The organism is Microbacterium maritypicum, assembly GCF_008868125.1.
Classification (GTDB): domain Bacteria; phylum Actinomycetota; class Actinomycetes; order Actinomycetales; family Microbacteriaceae; genus Microbacterium; species Microbacterium maritypicum.
Genome location: NZ_WAAQ01000003.1, coordinates 1 through 15,870, shown reverse-complemented (window position 1 = coordinate 15,870; position 15,870 = coordinate 1). Strand labels below are relative to the sequence as shown.

General features: G+C 61.2%; 11 protein-coding genes and 1 pseudogene. 4 read left to right on the top strand and 8 right to left on the bottom strand.

Features of this window, described 5'->3' with window-relative positions:
• Positions 1 to 45: 45 nt before the first annotated feature.
• Positions 46 to 666: a hypothetical protein gene (locus F6W70_RS15770; RefSeq protein ID WP_151487281.1), complete on the top strand. Its 621-nt coding sequence runs from the start codon at positions 46 to 48 to the stop codon at positions 664 to 666.
• Here the strand turns inward: F6W70_RS15770 and F6W70_RS15765 are convergent.
• Complete coding sequence (locus F6W70_RS15765; RefSeq protein WP_151487280.1) at positions 663 to 1,172, bottom strand: DUF4188 domain-containing protein; 510 nt, start codon at positions 1,170 to 1,172, stop codon at positions 663 to 665. The genes F6W70_RS15770 and F6W70_RS15765 overlap by 4 nt on opposite strands.
• 72 nt (positions 1,173 to 1,244) lie before the next feature.
• Here F6W70_RS15765 and F6W70_RS15760 point away from each other — a divergent pair, with 72 nt between their 5' ends.
• On the top strand, positions 1,245 to 1,859 hold the full coding sequence (locus F6W70_RS15760) for a MerR family transcriptional regulator (protein ID WP_151487279.1): 615 nt from the start codon (positions 1,245 to 1,247) through the stop codon (positions 1,857 to 1,859).
• A 133-nt stretch (positions 1,860 to 1,992) separates the two neighbouring features.
• Here the strand turns inward: F6W70_RS15760 and F6W70_RS15755 are convergent, their stop codons facing one another.
• From F6W70_RS15755 to F6W70_RS15735, 5 genes are all read right to left on the bottom strand, one after another.
• Entirely contained in the window at positions 1,993 to 3,066 is a 1,074-nt protein-coding gene (locus F6W70_RS15755; protein ID WP_151487278.1) for a reverse transcriptase family protein, read from the bottom strand.
• A 72-nt stretch (positions 3,067 to 3,138) separates the two neighbouring features.
• Complete coding sequence (locus tag F6W70_RS15750; protein ID WP_151487277.1) at positions 3,139 to 3,744, bottom strand: hypothetical protein; 606 nt, start codon at positions 3,742 to 3,744, stop codon at positions 3,139 to 3,141.
• Between the two features lie 165 nt (positions 3,745 to 3,909).
• Complete coding sequence (locus F6W70_RS15745) at positions 3,910 to 6,846, bottom strand: type I restriction endonuclease subunit R (RefSeq protein WP_151487276.1); 2,937 nt, start codon at positions 6,844 to 6,846, stop codon at positions 3,910 to 3,912.
• Positions 6,830 to 7,813, bottom strand: coding sequence for a restriction endonuclease subunit S (locus F6W70_RS15740; protein ID WP_151487275.1), 984 nt, complete (start codon positions 7,811 to 7,813; stop codon positions 6,830 to 6,832). Before F6W70_RS15740 ends, F6W70_RS15745 begins: the two co-directional genes overlap by 17 nt.
• A gap of 410 nt (positions 7,814 to 8,223) precedes the next feature.
• Positions 8,224 to 10,194, bottom strand: a complete 1,971-nt coding sequence (locus F6W70_RS15735) for a type I restriction-modification system subunit M (protein WP_151487274.1) — start codon at positions 10,192 to 10,194, stop codon at positions 8,224 to 8,226.
• A gap of 601 nt (positions 10,195 to 10,795) precedes the next feature.
• Between F6W70_RS15735 and F6W70_RS15730 the strand changes: the two are divergent.
• Positions 10,796 to 12,247, top strand: a pseudogene (locus tag F6W70_RS15730) (DUF6119 family protein); the annotation flags it as partial.
• 43 nt (positions 12,248 to 12,290) lie between these two features.
• Here F6W70_RS15730 and F6W70_RS15725 read toward each other — a convergent pair.
• Together F6W70_RS15725 and F6W70_RS15720 are read right to left on the bottom strand one after the other, a co-directional pair.
• Positions 12,291 to 13,796, bottom strand: a complete 1,506-nt coding sequence (locus F6W70_RS15725; protein ID WP_151487272.1) for a SulP family inorganic anion transporter — start codon at positions 13,794 to 13,796, stop codon at positions 12,291 to 12,293.
• Positions 13,797 to 13,858: 62 nt separating this feature from the next.
• A complete protein-coding gene (locus F6W70_RS15720; protein WP_082531426.1) occupies positions 13,859 to 14,788 on the bottom strand; it encodes a G5 domain-containing protein in 930 nt (309 codons plus the stop codon).
• A 157-nt stretch (positions 14,789 to 14,945) separates the two neighbouring features.
• Here F6W70_RS15720 and F6W70_RS15715 point away from each other — a divergent pair, with 157 nt between their 5' ends.
• Positions 14,946 to 15,488 carry a hypothetical protein gene (locus F6W70_RS15715; protein WP_318278922.1) on the top strand — a complete coding sequence of 181 codons (543 nt, stop codon included), beginning with the start codon at positions 14,946 to 14,948 and terminating at the stop codon, positions 15,486 to 15,488.
• Positions 15,489 to 15,870: the final 382 nt, after the last annotated feature.

The following is a 15,870-nucleotide window of genomic DNA, read 5'->3' as shown; positions in this document are numbered from 1 at the left end:
CGGTGCCCTCTAAAGCCGTCGCGTAGCTTGGTTTATGGTCGGCACATGACAGTTTTGGCAGGCCTCCCCTTTGGTAGCTGGTTCGAAGGGCTTGGGGCGATCGGTGCTGTTGCCGCGGCGTTGGTGAGTGTCTTTGCCCTGAGATCAGCGCTTGCTGCCAATGCCACGGCGGATCAGACGCGCAGGGACGCCAAGAGTTTTGCCGATGAGACCCGGGCGCGAGAACAGTCTCGGGAGCACGCGGGTATCGCGCGGCAACTGCAAGCGTGGTGGGTTGTCTGGGCCGAGGGCGAGGACAAGCGCTTCGGTGTGTTTGTGACGAATGCTGGAGAGGGTGCCACGGTCTTCCGGGACGTGCGGATCGAGACGCGTGGCAACTCGAACGTGAGGAGCGCGAGTGGGGCTATCGCCTTCACATCGTTGCCGCCGGGTTCGTACGTGCTCATGAGCAACGCTGCGGGTTCGGAGCAGCCGTGGGGGGATCCGCAGGTCACCCGTCCGGACGTCGCCTACGAGCCGCTCCTCAAGGCCCAGCGATACGCCGTGACGTGCATTACGTTCGAGGATCCGATGAAGCAAGCGTGGTGTTGGACACCCGAGCGCGGCCTTGAGCGGCAAGCTGGTGCTCGCTCGGTGAGCGACGACCGGGTGGAAGGAAGCGGCTAGCTCTCCATGGCCTCAGAGTGCGTCGCCTGCGTCCGCCCCTCCGCGAACCGCGCCTGCGCCCGGTCCTGACGGCGTCCGACCTCGACGAGCTCCGTGGCCTTCGGCAGCCCCATCGGCTTCGTTGACACGTAGACACTCTCGGCGGTGTCGACGCGGAAAGTCTCATGCCACACGCCCACCGCTCCCGGAGCCTTGCGGGCGGCGCGGTTGAAGGCGGTCCAGGCGGGGCGGTGCTCCTGCGACGGGCTGGACGCGTAGGCGTACAGCTTGTCGACGGATGACCAGTACTGCACGACGTAGGGGCCGCCCGCGCCGAAGAGCAGGTGGTAGCCGAGCATGCCCGAGTCGGGGTCGATGGAGAGTTCGCGCAGCATCCGCGGCATGGCGAAGAAGGCCGGCATCCACAGGTCGGGGCGCCACCAGCGGTTGATCTGCATCCCGATGTGGAACACGACGAGCTCGCCCTCGTGGCGGTGGGTCATGCGGCCCGTGATGACCTTCGACATGAGGACTCCTCTTGATTGGATAGCGTCACTATCCATAATGGATAGCGCTACTATCGAAGTCAAGAGGTGGCCATGAGAATTTCCGAACTGTCCGCGCAGACCGGCGTGACGGTGCCGACGATCAAGTACTACCTGCGTGAGGCGCTGCTGCCCGAGGGTGAGCGCAGCTCCGCGACTCAGGCCGCCTACGGCGAGAAGCACGTGGAGCGGCTGCGGGTGATCCGCGCGCTGCTCGACGCGGGTGTGAGCATCGCCGAGACGCGGCGGGTGCTCGGCGCGCTGGATGATCCGCCGGCGAGTGCGAACGACCTGCTCGGAACAGCGCATGCGGCGATCACGCCCCCGGTGGATGAGTCGCTGGATCTGACGGAGGCTGAGCGCCTGGTCGCAGGGCTCGGGTGGAAGCCAGGGATGTGCGACCCGGCCGTGCTGCATGCGGTGGCGCGAGCGCTGCAGGGGCTGGAGCGCGTCGGGTTCAGTGTGCAGGATGCGGTGATGGCCGAGTACCTCGCGAGCATGCGGCGGATTGCGGATGCGGAGATCGCCGGGGTGCCGGGGGAGTCTGCGGAAGCTGCCGTGCGGTACGTGGTGCTGGGGTCGGTGCTGGTGGAGCCGTTGTTGCTGGCGCTGCGGCGGGTGGCTCAGCAGGTTAGTTCGGGGGAGCGGTTTGGTGGGCGTGAGGGCTGACTCTTGCTAGGGGAGCGACTGAGACGGGGCCCATCGTGCGCGCAGAACGGGGTACATCGGAGGGAAAACTCGGCCGGTCGAGGCGCGTCACATGGTTGCGTCAGCGTCTCGGGAGATCAGAGCAGCCACGTTGCTATCGTCCAACGGTGAGGGGTGTGGTTGGCAGGTAGACGGGCAGATGCAGGCCGGGCTGTCGAGCAACGTCTGTGAGAAACTCATCCCGCTTGCGCTGCACGCGGGCGATCCGGTCGTCGTATCGCTCTGGGATCAACGTCTGAAACGCGGTCGGATAAGTGGCCGCCAGTTTAGCCGCAAAGTCTGGCTCAATCGCACGTACGTAGTGGAACTGACCCATGATCCGGGCGCTGGCGTGATGCTCGTCTTCGTCAATGGCTTCAGCGTGGCCCTCGATCCCAAACTTCTCGACGAAGTAGAACTCCTTCCGCAGACGCGACTTGAACCGTTTCCGCACTCGCGCTCGCGTCTTGTCTGAGATTGAGAGCCCCGTGACGAACATGGGCTGTCCGTAACGAAAGCTCTTTGACTTCGCCAGATTGAGTTCGAACCCGCGCAGCTCCAGCTGAGTCCTCACCTCGTGTGAGACATCGAATGCGCTCTGGGAGCTAAAAGTGAGATCATCGGCGTACCGGGTATAAGTCAATCCCGCGTCCGAAGCGACCGCCCCTATCGACTCGTCGAAATCGGCGAGCACAAGGTTGGAGATCCGAGGACTGGTCCGGGCCCCCAAAGGAAGCTCACCTTGGCAAGTGACGAGACGACTCAGTAGTTGTGCGGCGTCTTGCCCCAAACCGATCCTTGTCAGGGCTCCCGCAATCTGCTCGCGCGAGACGCTGGAGAAGAAGTCCTTGACGTCGAACTTCTGAAGAAACGTCGCGCCGACGTGCGGTGAGGCGTTCGAAAGAGTGGAGCGGCGCGCGACGTAGCCGTGCGCATGGGGATTCATTGACAAATCGACAGGGAACAAGAACATGTTGATTCGACGATGAACGGCATCGAGCTCTCGTTCTGGCACCCGGATGACTCGCAACTTACGACGGATGGACAGTACGCCGACTTCATACGCGGTACCTGCATCGCATGACGAAGCAAGAGCCTCTATCGCCGAGCTGGGTTTTCCCAGCACCGACTCGAGGGATGCGGCTGTTTCGTGGAAGGTGAACTCAAGTTGACGGGTCAGGGGTGCCATAGTGGCTCATTCTCTTAGATCACATGGTTACGGAGACGACTCGTCTCCAAAACTGCGGACCCCTGACCCTGACTACAGGATAGGGTGCCGGGTGCCACCAAGGTGGACATCGTCGTCGAAATCTATGAGGTACGCGAGATTGGCACCGAGGGCCACATAGCGATTCTCCTCGAAGTCGCGAGGTGCGCCGCGCAGATACACACGGGTCACTCCCAGAACGTAGTCGGTAGCCGCTAGACAGGGGGCGGCCTTGGTGCCGACGTATGCTCGGGCCGAATCAAGCCCTTCAACGGATTCCAGGAGCGACTGCCAGATCTTTCCGTACAGCGGATCCATCTCGCTGTTCTCCTCGAAGACGAGTGTGATGTCAGAGTCGCGATATCGGGCAAGCACACTAGACAACAGGGTGCCGTACATAGTGGTGAGCTTGTCGCTCGTCGACTGCGAGGGGTCGTTCGTCGAGTACGCGACGTATGCTCGAAACTCGAGCAAACCGAGCGCGCCAAGCATCGACGCCCTTACCGACTCGCTGTCTTCGGTGAAGTGGAACCCCACAGATGCGAACGTCCGGCGCTTCTCGACGTTCGGCCACAGCGAGACGTCACCTAGAGCACGTTGGTACGCGTATGCGATCTCGGACTCGGCGCGTTCGATGTCGCGAAATGCAGTTACTCCCACGAGTGTGAGTGGGTCGGAAGCGGAGGTCCCGGACTCATCGACGAACAGATAGATGGGCGCGCGGCTTTCATCGGGCGTATTGAGGTGCGTTGAGTTTGGCGACGACAATGTGATCGGTCCTCTAGTTCAGGCGTGGTCGTTCGAGGTGCGACATTGGCCGCGCCGCTAATCGCTCCTCTTCCTATAGGTGGATCTGAACACAGCTTCTGCTAGCCACTGTTTGAAGCTGCTGTTGTCCTGGAACTCCTTGAAGAGTTGGGTGTCATCAGCGATGAGACGCAGCATCACCTGACCAAGTGCACGATCACTCTCCACGCGGGCATTCACCGGATCGTCGTTGACCTGTGCGTTCCGGTAGGCCTCATCCTCAGAGACGAGACGCGGGATCTCCTCGGTGATAAACCGCTCGACACGGTCGGCATCGTTCCACTCGATGTTGCCGAAGTGGTCATTGAAACTCCTGACGATCGTCGAGAGCCTCTCGAGTTCAGGATCGGCGCGATGGCCTCCGCCCGCGGCCGGGACTGGGTCGAGCGTGCCGTCCTCGTCGTCGAGCACGATTTTCATCGCGTTGAGTTTCTCAGCCCGATACGACTCCAGATCGATGTTCTCCAGGATGCCGGCCGAGAGGTCTTCCTCCTTGGGGGCAGGAAGCTTCGGCACCAAGTGATCAAGGAAGATCGAACGTTTCTCCCACTCGCTGCTCCCATAGGGCAGGACCGTGGAGAGGAAGTTGTAGGTGCGCAGAAACGCCTTTGCATTGCCCTTGAACATCACCTGATCGTCTTCGTCAACGAGCTCGATGTACTCGGCCACGCTGACATCAAGTAACGGGTCGAGCCGGTCGCGGCTCTCCCCCGCCAGGTATCGGGCGACGAACTCATCGACCTGCTCGAGGGTATAGATGCCAAAGGTATCGAGGTCGTTCACCAGGTCGTGCAGCTTGTTGGCGTCAGTCTCCTCCGCCAGCACCGTGGTGCGATAGTACGGTTCGAACGCGCGCTGAATGTCCTCGGCATCGTTGGCGAAGTCGAGCACAAACGTGTCGTGCTTGGACGGGTGCGCCCGGTTGAGTCGAGACAACGTCTGCACGGCCAGCACCCCTGAGAGAGTCTTGTCGACGTACATCGTGTGGAGGAGCGGCTCGTCGTAGCCAGTCTGGAACTTGTTCGCGACGATGAGGATCCGATGCGGTTCGGTCTTCACCTGTTCCGCGATCGCGTTGGAGGGGAAGCCGTTCAAGCTCGCCTCCGTGACCTTCATGCCCTTGTACTCGTGCTCACCGGAGAACGCGACGATCACCTTATACGGGCTCTTCCGCGCGGCGAGTGCATCACGGATCGCGTGGAAGTACTCGATGCATCGTGCGATCGACGAGGTCACGACCATCGCCCGCGCCTGACCACCGACTTTACGCTTCGCGACCACCTGCGCGAGGAAGTGATCGACCATGATGGCGGCCTTCTGCCCGATCGCGTGCTCGTTTCCCTCGACGTACGCACGAAGCTTCTTCGAGGCGCGCTTCGCGTCGAACTCGGGATCGTCCTCGACGGTCTTCATGAGCTTGTAGTAACTGCCCACGGGCGTGAAGTTGGAGAGCACGTCGACGATGAAGCCCTCCTGGATCGCCTGCTTCATCGTGTACGAATGGAACGGCCGGAACCCGGTGCCGCCCTCAGCGTTGGGAACCGGCTCACCGAACATCTCGAGGGTCTTGTTCTTCGGCGTCGCGGTGAACGCGAAGTAGCTCGCGTTCGTCAGCAACTTCTTGCCCTCGATGATCCGGTTGATCCGGTCCTCGACGGTGTCGTCATCTTCGGCTTCTACGCCGGCGAGTGCCCGCGAGACCGCCGCTGAGGTCTTGGACCCTTGGGACGAGTGCGCCTCGTCGATCACGATCGCGAAGGTACGGTCGCGGTGGTCGGCTCCGATGTCGTCCAGAATGTACGGGAACTTCTGCACCGTGGTGACGATGATCTTCTTGCCCGCTGTGATCGCCCGCCGCAGATCTCCAGACCGGTCGGCGTGCACGAGGGTCGACCCCACCTGCAAGAACGACTTGATGGTCTGCGTGAGCTGGTTGTCGAGGATGATGCGGTCCGTCACGACGATGATCGAGTCGAACGCGATGCGGCCCTGATGTGTGGCTTCGGTGAGCTGGTGGGTCAACCACGCGATCGAGTTCGACTTGCCACTGCCCGCCGAGTGCTGGATGAGATAGCGACGGCCAGCCCCGTTCACCTCGACGTCAGCAAGGAGACGGCGCACCACTTCGAGTTGGTGGTAACGAGGGAAGATCGCTTTTGACACCTTCTTGCCAGTCTTCGGGCTCTTCTCGATCACGACCTGCGCGTAGTTCTCGATGATTCCCGCCAAGCTCGACGGCGCGAGCACCCGCCGCCACAGGTAGTCCGTCATGACCCCATCAGGGTTCGGCGGGTTGCCTGCACCATCGTTGAATCCCTGATCGAAGGGTAGGAACCACGACGAAGCGCCCTTGAGCTCGGTGCAGAACCGCGCACGCTGATCGTCGAGTGCGAAGTGCGCGATCGTCCGACCGAACGCGAACAGCGGCTCGCGCGGGTCTCGGTCGCGCTGGTACTGCTGAACCGCGTCTTCGACGGTTTGGTTCGTTATGTTGTTCTTCAGTTCGAACGTGAAGACTGGCAGGCCGTTGATGAACGCGACAAGGTCGACGGCGTCGCCCGAGTTGCTGACGCTGTGATGTACCTGCCTCGTAATCACGAACCGGTTCGCGCGGAACAGATCAGCCGCTTTCGCGTTCCCACCCACAGGCGAGGGGTAGTACAGGTCGATGTGGAGGCCGTGATGGTCGACGCCATTGCGTAACACATGAACGACCCCACGCCTCGTGATCTCTCCCTGAAGTCGCGCGAGAAACTTGTGACGAGTTGAAGTTTCCATAGTTAGCCCGAGTGGCTCTGCGAGATCGGGCTGGGTCGACTCGATGAACGCGGTGAAATGACCGAGATCGAGTGCATAAGAAGCTACATAATCGCCAGGTGAACCCTCAGCCCAGCTCCCCTCAGTCATCTGCGCGACGATGAGCGTTTCTAAGCTCTCCTCATTGAGACGCTGCATGCTCAATCCTCGCTTCTCTCGGTAGTTCCTGGAGATTATCATCCGTCAATGCGCCAAGGTCGTCACCCGGCTCAGGGGTGCTGGGCAGCGATGCGGCAATCGCGCGGACGTCGATCTGACCAGTTACAACGTCGGCAACGAGGCGGTTGCGGAACTCTTGGAGCAGCGCGACCTCTCGTTGCGCACGTGAACGGAGGGGCATTGTCTCCGAGCGTTGTCTACGGATGGTGCGGACCACCATCCGTTGTTCATCAATCGACGGAAGGGGGAGTGACATCGGACCAAAGTCTTCATAGTACAGGCGCATAAATCCGGATGATCCTGTACCCAGGCCGTTCGATCTTCGGCGGAACTCGGCCATTGCCGCGTCGGTCTTGAAAAGATGCAAGTAGAAATCGGGGTCTACGCCCCGCGTGACTTTCAACGTCGAGTAGTCTGGACTTACCAGGCCTTCTTTCTTCGCAACTCCGAAAAGACCAATCGCGGCACGCATGCGATTCATAACGATTTCACCAGGCCGAACGATCTTGTATCCCACGAGGTCTGTGCTGGGGATAGGTGTCTCCGTGAATTCGTTTGCGTCGACCAGACCTTCACGCATGCGCAACGACAGAAGGCCCTCGCTTCCGGTAGAGCTTCTTCGATCAACCTCAACGAACAGGCGTTTCGCGGGCACCGCGTCCCAGCTGGGGGGAATCGATCCAAGCCATTCGATATCAGAATTGGAATCAGCTCTCGTATCAATGGCGCCAGCGAGGTTATTGTCGATCGACCGATCCATCTCGTCCAGAAGCCTGACAAGGCGGCGCTTCGCGGCGATAGCCTTTTCGATGCGGGCGTTCGCGTAGGCGAGGTACGCCGCGATAGCAGCTTGGTGGTCAAGAGGGGGCAGAGGCACCAGCACATTCCGCAACGACGGTCGGTGAAGGTCTCTCTGAATATCTCCCACGCCGCGCGACGCGGTCACAAACTGATCCACCATAACCGAGGCCGGGAATAGGTGTTCGGCATATTGGGCGGTAATAGCGCCAGTATTTCGCCAAACAATATATGCCGGACTGATGATCCCATGGTGGGGCGATACGCCAACAGAACCTCGCCAAGCCTGCTGATTATTCAGCACGAGGTCGCCGGGGCGGACTACCTGGTAAGCGTCGAGACGTTCGCTAGGTGCATGAACTCGCGCTCCGCCTTCATTGTACGGAATAACACCTCTGCCGAGATAAACTGATAGAAGCGGCAAATCGGGTCGACCAGTCTCCCTGACTTGTCGACCAACCGCCGCCAATCGATTCCACTGCCAGTCGGCCGGGAGTCGCGGCAAGCTCGAGGCCGGTGCCTGCTGATAGGTCGTGTAGCCGGCTAGGTCCCGGAACATCAGTCTTCACCCGCGATCTCGGTGATCAAGTCTTCGGTTTCGGCTTCGAGGATGCGGATATCTGCTTGGATCTCGGCGAGAGTGCGTATCGGAACCGGCTTGTAGAAGTGGCGCGCGAAAGAAATTTCATAGCCAATCTTCGTCTTCGCCTCATCGATCCACGTATCCGGGGCGTAGGGCGTGACCTCGCGACGAAAGAACGCCTCGATGCCATCGGCGTAGTCACCGGCTGGCTCGGTCAGTGGCACCTGTTCGGTGTCGCGGAGGTCGGTGTCTGGTTCGTACTCGACAACGCGGGCGCGGCCGTCAATGACCGCCTCGTACCGCCCATGCAGCGGATCAGGAACAGCCCCGTATGGGAGCACCTTCTTGATGACGGGGGGTGCGCTCTCGTCCCGCACGCCCGTGTCCTTCAGCTGCCGAATTTCCTTCGCAGAGTAGACGCGGTCCTGATCGATGCCTACGATGCGGAGCGGTCGCTCTACGGTGATCTTCTGATAGCCGAAGTCCGCCCCGGCGAAGACCTTTGAACGGTCGGCGTCTTCGTACTGGTCGAATGCCGTGAACGCTTGGAGGATCTTGTCGGCATCGTCCGCGCTGACCTCCACGCCCTTTTCGCCCAAGTTCTTTCGCAGCGGTGTGGACCATCCCGTTGCGTCGATGAGCTGCACCTTGCCTTTACGTCGCGCCTCTTTCCGGTTGCTGAGAACCCAAACATAGGTTGCGATGCCGGTGTTGTAGAACATCTTGAGGGGCAGCGCGACGATCGCCTCGAGCCAGTCGTTCTCGATAATCCATCGCCGGATGTTGCTCTCACCCTGCCCCGCGTCACCCGTGAAAAGTGAGGACCCGTTGTGAACAGATGCGATCCGAGTGCCCAGCTCGGTCCCCTGCTTCATCTTTGAGATCAGGTTCGCCAGAAACATCAGCTGACCATCACTACTCCGAGTGACGAGCGAGTACTCACTGTCGCCGTCGTGCGCGACGATGAACCGCGGGTCGATGATCTTTTTTGCGCCGCCGAGCCGGTCCTGGTCGGTCTTCCAGCTCTTGCCATACGGCGGGTTCGAGAGCATGAAGTCGAACTCCTGGCCCGCGAACGCGTCGTTTGAGAGGGTCGAGTACTCCGGGCCGCCGACGATGTTGTCAGCTGCCTTACCGTCGCCCTTGAGGATCAGGTCGGCCTTCGCAATGGCATAGGTCTCAGCATTGATCTCCTGGCCGTACAGATGAGTTGACACTCTTTTGCCGGAGGCCTCCGTCAAGTGCTTCAGCGTCTCCTCGGCGACGGTGAGCATTCCGCCGGTGCCCATCGCCCCGTCGTAGAGCCGGTACGTACCTGACGGAATCTCGTCAGCGATCGGCTCGAACATCAACCGGGTCATCAGTCGCACCGCATCGCGAGGAGTCCAATGCTCACCGGCCTCCTCATTGTTCTCCTCATTGAAACGGCGGACGAGCTCTTCGAAGACGGTGCCCATCCCGTGGTTGTCAAGGCCACTCGGCGACAGATCAAGATCGGGAGCGAGGAACTTTTCGATCAAAGCGCCGAGCGCATCGGCCTTCGTCAGGCGTGGCAGCTGGTTACGGAACTCAAAGTTGTCCACAATCTCCTGCACGTTGGGCGAAAACCCGTCGAGATAGGCCTCGAAGTTCTGCCTCAGCCGCGTTGAGTTTGATGTGTGCCGAAGTTCCTGCAGCGAGAACCCGGACGTGTTGTAGAAGTCCTGCTTGGCTGCGTCCCTGAGGGGCGCGTCTTGATCGGCGATGCCCGCATCGTCGAGCATCTTCTTCATCGCCATCACGGCATCGCGCGTCGGGCCCAGCACGCTGTCGAGTCGGCGTAGCACGGTGAACGGGAGGATCACGTCCCGATACTTGCCCCTGACGTAGAGGTCTCGCAGCACGTCATCGGCGATACTCCAGATGAGCGAGACGATTCGCGCGTGGTTGATCGAGGTGTTCGGCACAGCAGCTCCTTCGGTTGGCGCGATGGCAGCCCACGCCACTGACATCCTCTCAGCCAACTGTGTCGAACGCGTTGAAGCGGCCGCCTCCGTGCATCCCCAGCGGAGCGCCCGCGGGTTCCCAATTAGAGGGCTGGGCAGATGTGAGGAGGGATCTACTGCCAGGGCGCTGCGATCGTTGTGAAGGTTCGCACGCGGATTCGCCGCGCCCCCTTGCGCCCGGCGTCCGGTCTAGGCGCGGTGAAGAAAATCGGCGCTCGTTTGCCCTGGCTTCCGGATGGCTGCGAGTCCTCCAACACGCGGGCGTTGAGTATGCCTAACTCATGGTGAGGATTAAGCCGTGCAATCATCGTCAGGTTCAGCTATCGTCTCGATAAATGTCCGATAAATGAGAACGGTCCGAGCTGACCCGTCTCGTTGATACGGCGCTGGGTCACGATGTTCGACTCGACGAGGAGAAGCCATGAGGCAACGGTTGACGATTTACATGCTGCATGGTGTTTCGATCGCAGCTGATGCGATCGATTCCGCCGCTTCATACCAGTCAAGTCCGCTGATGTCCGGGTTAGAAGGCGAGTTTTTCTAAGTCTCGCGCCCGCCGAAGCCGCCTGCGTGGACCAACTTCGTCGGCAAATATGTTGCGACGATGCCGTCGCACTTGAGCTCAGCCTCTGCGTCAGGGCTATTGGTCGTGGAAGTTGAGCGAACTTGGTTTGCAATCACTTTCGGGTACGGGCGAAGCTTGTTGAATCAGGAAAGAGTCGTATCTCGATTTGGGTTGCGGGTGGTGCTCAACCGGGTGGACCCGTCGCAATTGAGAAGCATGGACTCCAAGAAGTTCGAGGACATCGCAGTGGCAACGTCGGCGCAAGCGAGCAGGTCTGCATCGCTACCCATCTTCGGTCTCGACGTCACGAGCGATATTCTCAGAGCTGTCACAGGGGAAGCGCGCGACAACCGCCTCGGTTCTCGCATTTCAGGATCAGACCCGGTGGTTCTCACCATCGATACGACGACGCACAGTCTCACCGGCATCCTCAAGGAGTTGCGATCGGCGCACGCGGAGCAGGCTTACCTTGCCGACTTCGAGTGGGTTGACAACCTCAGCATGATGCGAGATCCCACGATAGTGAGCGCGCTGGAGGAACAGATGGTTCAGCAGTTGAAAGGCGCTGACACTAGCCGCACATACATGGCGATGCCCGATGCACTCGACTGGGGCGAGATCGATGCGTTCCGTATTTCTCCGACGCGAGACGCGGCATACGACGATCTAGATCTTGATCAGTACCTAGACAAGATGGGAAAGAAAAAGCGGCGGGCGCTGACCGTGGACCAACTCCGACAGCGGGGGGTGATGGTGAGTTTTAATCGCTCCGCCGATGATTGGTCGAAGCAATGGACGGTCCACAAGTGTCTCATCTCTGAGCAGGAGCTAAACGGTCGACACTATGTCCTCTTGGAAGGCGCCTGGTTCGAATTCTCGACGTCGATCAAAGAACAGGTAGATCAGTTCGTGGACGGAATCGCGACTGCATCGATCCAACTGATCAAGAACAAGCCCGGACGGACTGAAGCGGCTTACAATGCGGCTCTTGCCGGGCGGTCGCCGGATCTCCTCCTCCTCGATGCGAAGATTCCTCGACCAGGGGGTTCTCCTTCGGGGGTTGAGTTCTGTGACGTTCTCTCGGCGCAACGACACATAATTCATGTGAAGAGGAAGGCGAGATCATCAACGCTGAGTCACCTTTTCGCTCAAGGCTCTGTGTCTGGTCGGACGTTCGTTGAGGACGGCGAGTATCGCCGTCAGCTCCGGCAGAAGATCGTCGACATGCGCTTGATGGATGAAGCCCGTTGGCTGGAACTGATCCCCGACGAGAGAACTGTCCCTGACCCCGCGCGGTACACCGTCGTCTACGTCGTGATCGCTAGCGGAAGCGGGACGGCCTCAAAATGGCTGCCGTTCTTTAGCAAACTGAATCTCATGCAGCACGGGCGCCAAGTCCGCAACCTGGGGTTCAAGCTTGAGATTGCGAACGTTACGCAGAAGAAGTAGCCCCATTCGCTGCCTCAATGGGTTTCTGATCTCGATCTAGTTCCTACGACTCGAACCCACCCGTCAACCGCCCCCGCATCCGCTCACTGCTCTCATTCATCCCGACGATCTCCACCGTCTTCCCCAACGCCTGGTACTTCGTCTCGATCGCATCCAACGCGGCCACGGTCGACGCATCCCACACATGCGACCCCGACAGATCGACGACAACGCGAGGCGGATCGTCTGAGTACGAGAACAACGTCGTCAGGTCGTTGCTCGACGCGAAGAACAACTCCCCCTCCACGACGTACGTCACCACATCACCCGCCGCAGACAGCACGCGCGTAACGGAAACGAAGTGCGCCACCCGCCGCACGAACAGCACCGACGCGACCAGCACCCCACCCACAACCCCGACCGCCAGATTGTGCGTCACCAAGACCAACAAAACGGTCGCGACCATCCCGAAGGTCTCGCTCTTCGGCATCCGCTTCAACGTCGACGGACGCACGCTGTGCCAGTCGAACGCCCCGATCGCGACCATGATCATCACGGCCACGAGCGCTGCCATCGGGATCGTCCCGACGAAGTCGCCGAACACGACCACCAGCAAGAACAAGAAGAGGCCGGCGCAGAACGTCGAGATGCGGGTCCGCGCACCCGAAGCCTTCACGTTGATCATCGTCTGACCGATCACGGCGCAGCCGCCCATGCCGCCGAAGATCCCCGACAGCACGTTCGCCACGCCCTGCCCCCACGCCTCACGACTCTTGCGCGAGTGGGTGTCGGTGATCTCGTCGACGAGCTTCGCGGTGAGCAGCGACTCCAACAGCCCGACCACCGCGACCCCGAGCGCGAACGGCGCGATGATCGTGAACGTCTCCCACGTGAACGGCACATCCGGCAAGAAGAGAGAGGGCAGGCTCCGCGGCAGCTCGCCCTGATCGCCGACCGTCGGCACGGTGATGCCGAACGCGAGCACCACTCCCGTCACGATGACCACCGACACCAGCGGCGCCGGCACGATCTTGGTGATCTTCGGCATCACCAGCATCACGACGATCCCGAGCGCCACCAGTGGATACACCAGCCACGGCACGTCGATCAGCTGCGGGAACTGCGAGCTGAACACGAAGATCGCCAGCGCGTTCACGAACCCGACCATGACGCTGCGGGGGATGAAGCGCATGAGCTTTGCGACGCCGACCACTCCGAGGATCACTTGGAAGATGCCGGCGAGGATCACTGTCGCGATGAAGTAGTCCAGCCCGTACATCGGCGCGACCGGCGCGATCACGAGCGCGACGGCTCCGGTCGCCGCGGTCACCATCGCCGGCCGCCCGCCGAGGAACGCGATCGACACGGCCATGATGAACGACGAGAACAGCCCCACCTTGGGATCCACGCCCGCGATCACCGAGAACGCGATGGCCTCGGGGATGAGTGCGAGTCCGACGACGAGACCTGCCAGCACCTCGCGGGTCAGCATCCGCGGATTCTTCAGCGCCGTCAGTACAGAGGGGTTCGCCCGGTAGCGGGCACGATCATCGACCGTCGTTGCAGACATGGAGCTCCAGGGGAAGGCGCCTCGAGAATGAGGCAGACGCTCCAGCGTAGGGCGGAGCCGTCTCAGTCGCAGGCGATCCCGTCACCGTCGCGGTCGAGGTCGTACACATCCGGCCCGACCACCTGCAGTGGTCCGCGAACATACGCCGGCCCGTTACCGCTGCCACCCGCGCAGTCGACATCCGACGCGATGGGCACACAGACTCCCGAATAGCTCGAGTGGCACTCAGCCGCGGGCTGCACCAAAGGCACGGGCGCGGGAGGAGGCTGTCGCGTCCCGTTCGACGTGACTTCGTTCACTGGAACGACGGTAACGATCTCGCCGACGACCTCGCGCGACACTTCTACTCCGTCGACGTAGGTCACGCGGTAGGTGGTGACCTTGGTTCCGTCGACGCCCGCCGTCGTGATGGCGGTCTGCCCGACATCGAGTTGCGGATCGTCAGCTGTCGTGCGCTCGAACGGAACGACCGTCGACTCTTCTACTTCTTCGAAGGTGGTGGGCTTCGGAGAGGGGGTCGGCTTCTCGGTCTGGGTGGACGCGAACGGCTTGGCGTCGGACGAGGATGAGCCTGAGCTCGTCGAGTCCGAACCCGGGCCGCCGAGAGCGGCGTTCGCACCGGTCCCCACGAACATCAGCACGAAGGCGAGCCCCAGGGCAGCCCATGCAGCACCGCGCGAGCGTACGCGAAAGAGCTTCGCCGACCCGCGGACGATCGCGTAGATCGCGACGAAGAAGAGGGTCAGGCCGGCGAACATCATGATGATGCCGAGGCTGCGGGTGAGCAGCAGGATTGCCAGAACTACTGCTCCCACGATGAGGATCATCTTCAACCGCGAAGACTTCGTCTGGGAGGGAGCCACCGCGGCGGTCGCTGCCGGCGCATGGCCCACAGGCGCGGTGTGAATCGTCCACTGGGTGCCATCCCACCAGCGCTGCTGCTGGGCGGGGTGCTCGGGATCGGCGTACCAACCTTGAGGTGCTTCGGGCATCTTTGCCGTCCTTCTACTCGGGCTCTCGCCGAACACTACCGATATTCCGGAGACCCGTGGGCGGAGTGGTGTTGCTCCAGATCGCGGCCAGGAACACGGAGGACTCCAGTTCTGGGTCCCGCTTCACCTCTTCCCCCACGCCGAGCACTGAGCCATCATGAAGACGACCCCCCCCACAGACGAGATCGCCTTGTCGCTTCCGCACACCCCGTCGGAGACCACTGCTGCCGCTGGACTCCCCGGAGTGCTGGTCATCGCGAGGATCCGTCGCCTTCTGATCCTCGCCGTGATCGCCGCGCTGGTGTATCCCACCCTCATGGTCGCGAGTAGAGCGACCTGCCCTGGTGGCATCGATGGCAGCGGCGGGTTCATCGATGCGTCGGGGCAGCCGGTGGATGAGGCTCCCCTATGCGTGCAGCTGACCCTCGGTCCCACCCCGCTGGTCTACGTCGGTATTGCTGCGATCGTTCTGGTCGCTCTCGGCCGCGTGATGAAGGCGAGCGACGAACACGGTGCCCTCAAGGTTCTGAACCGGGCAGCGATCGGAGTCGGGGCCCTCGTGATTGTCGCGATCGTCGTCTCACGCGTCTGGTTCTTCATGATCCCGACGGAGGGGTTCACCTCCGGCTCCTGGACGGTCTTCAGCCCGTTCCCCTTCGGCAACATCGACGTCACGACCACACCCATGACCACGGAGTGAGGCGCGACAGGGGTAGGAGAGTCGCGCGGATACGCAGGCGCAGGACCGCGACACGCCCGGCGGTCGGCCTAGATTTGCCCGATCCCCGGGATCCGCGTAACTTATTACTTGTTCGCCCCAAACGGTTGAGCGGAGGTCCTCGGACCGGCTCCCGTCAAGCAGCTAACACCTCCCGAATCCCAGACACTCACTGAGTGAACAGGATGACGGTGCTGATCCGTTCCCACGGTCAGGCCGAGAAAAACTCGGACTTGACAACGGAAACGAGATCGGTAAGATAGAGAAGTTGCCCTTCGGGCCTGGCTGTGATGGCTGGGTCGTGGGAGCATCCGATCCTTGAGAACTCAACAGCGTGCACTTGTCAAATGCCAAATTATCCTCG

Coding starts and splice junctions, on each gene's coding strand:
- F6W70_RS15770 (WP_151487281.1), top strand. CDS start 46: ATGACAGTTTTGGCAGGCCTCCCCTTTGGTAGCTGGTTCGAAGGGCTT.
- F6W70_RS15765 (WP_151487280.1), bottom strand. CDS start 1,172: ATGTCGAAGGTCATCACGGGCCGCATGACCCACCGCCACGAGGGCGAG.
- F6W70_RS15760 (WP_151487279.1), top strand. CDS start 1,245: ATGAGAATTTCCGAACTGTCCGCGCAGACCGGCGTGACGGTGCCGACG.
- F6W70_RS15755 (WP_151487278.1), bottom strand. CDS start 3,066: ATGGCACCCCTGACCCGTCAACTTGAGTTCACCTTCCACGAAACAGCC.
- F6W70_RS15745 (WP_151487276.1), bottom strand. CDS start 6,846: ATGCAGCGTCTCAATGAGGAGAGCTTAGAAACGCTCATCGTCGCGCAG.
- F6W70_RS15725 (WP_151487272.1), bottom strand. CDS start 13,796: ATGTCTGCAACGACGGTCGATGATCGTGCCCGCTACCGGGCGAACCCC.
- F6W70_RS15720 (WP_082531426.1), bottom strand. CDS start 14,788: ATGCCCGAAGCACCTCAAGGTTGGTACGCCGATCCCGAGCACCCCGCC.
- F6W70_RS15715 (WP_318278922.1), top strand. CDS start 14,946: ATGAAGACGACCCCCCCCACAGACGAGATCGCCTTGTCGCTTCCGCAC.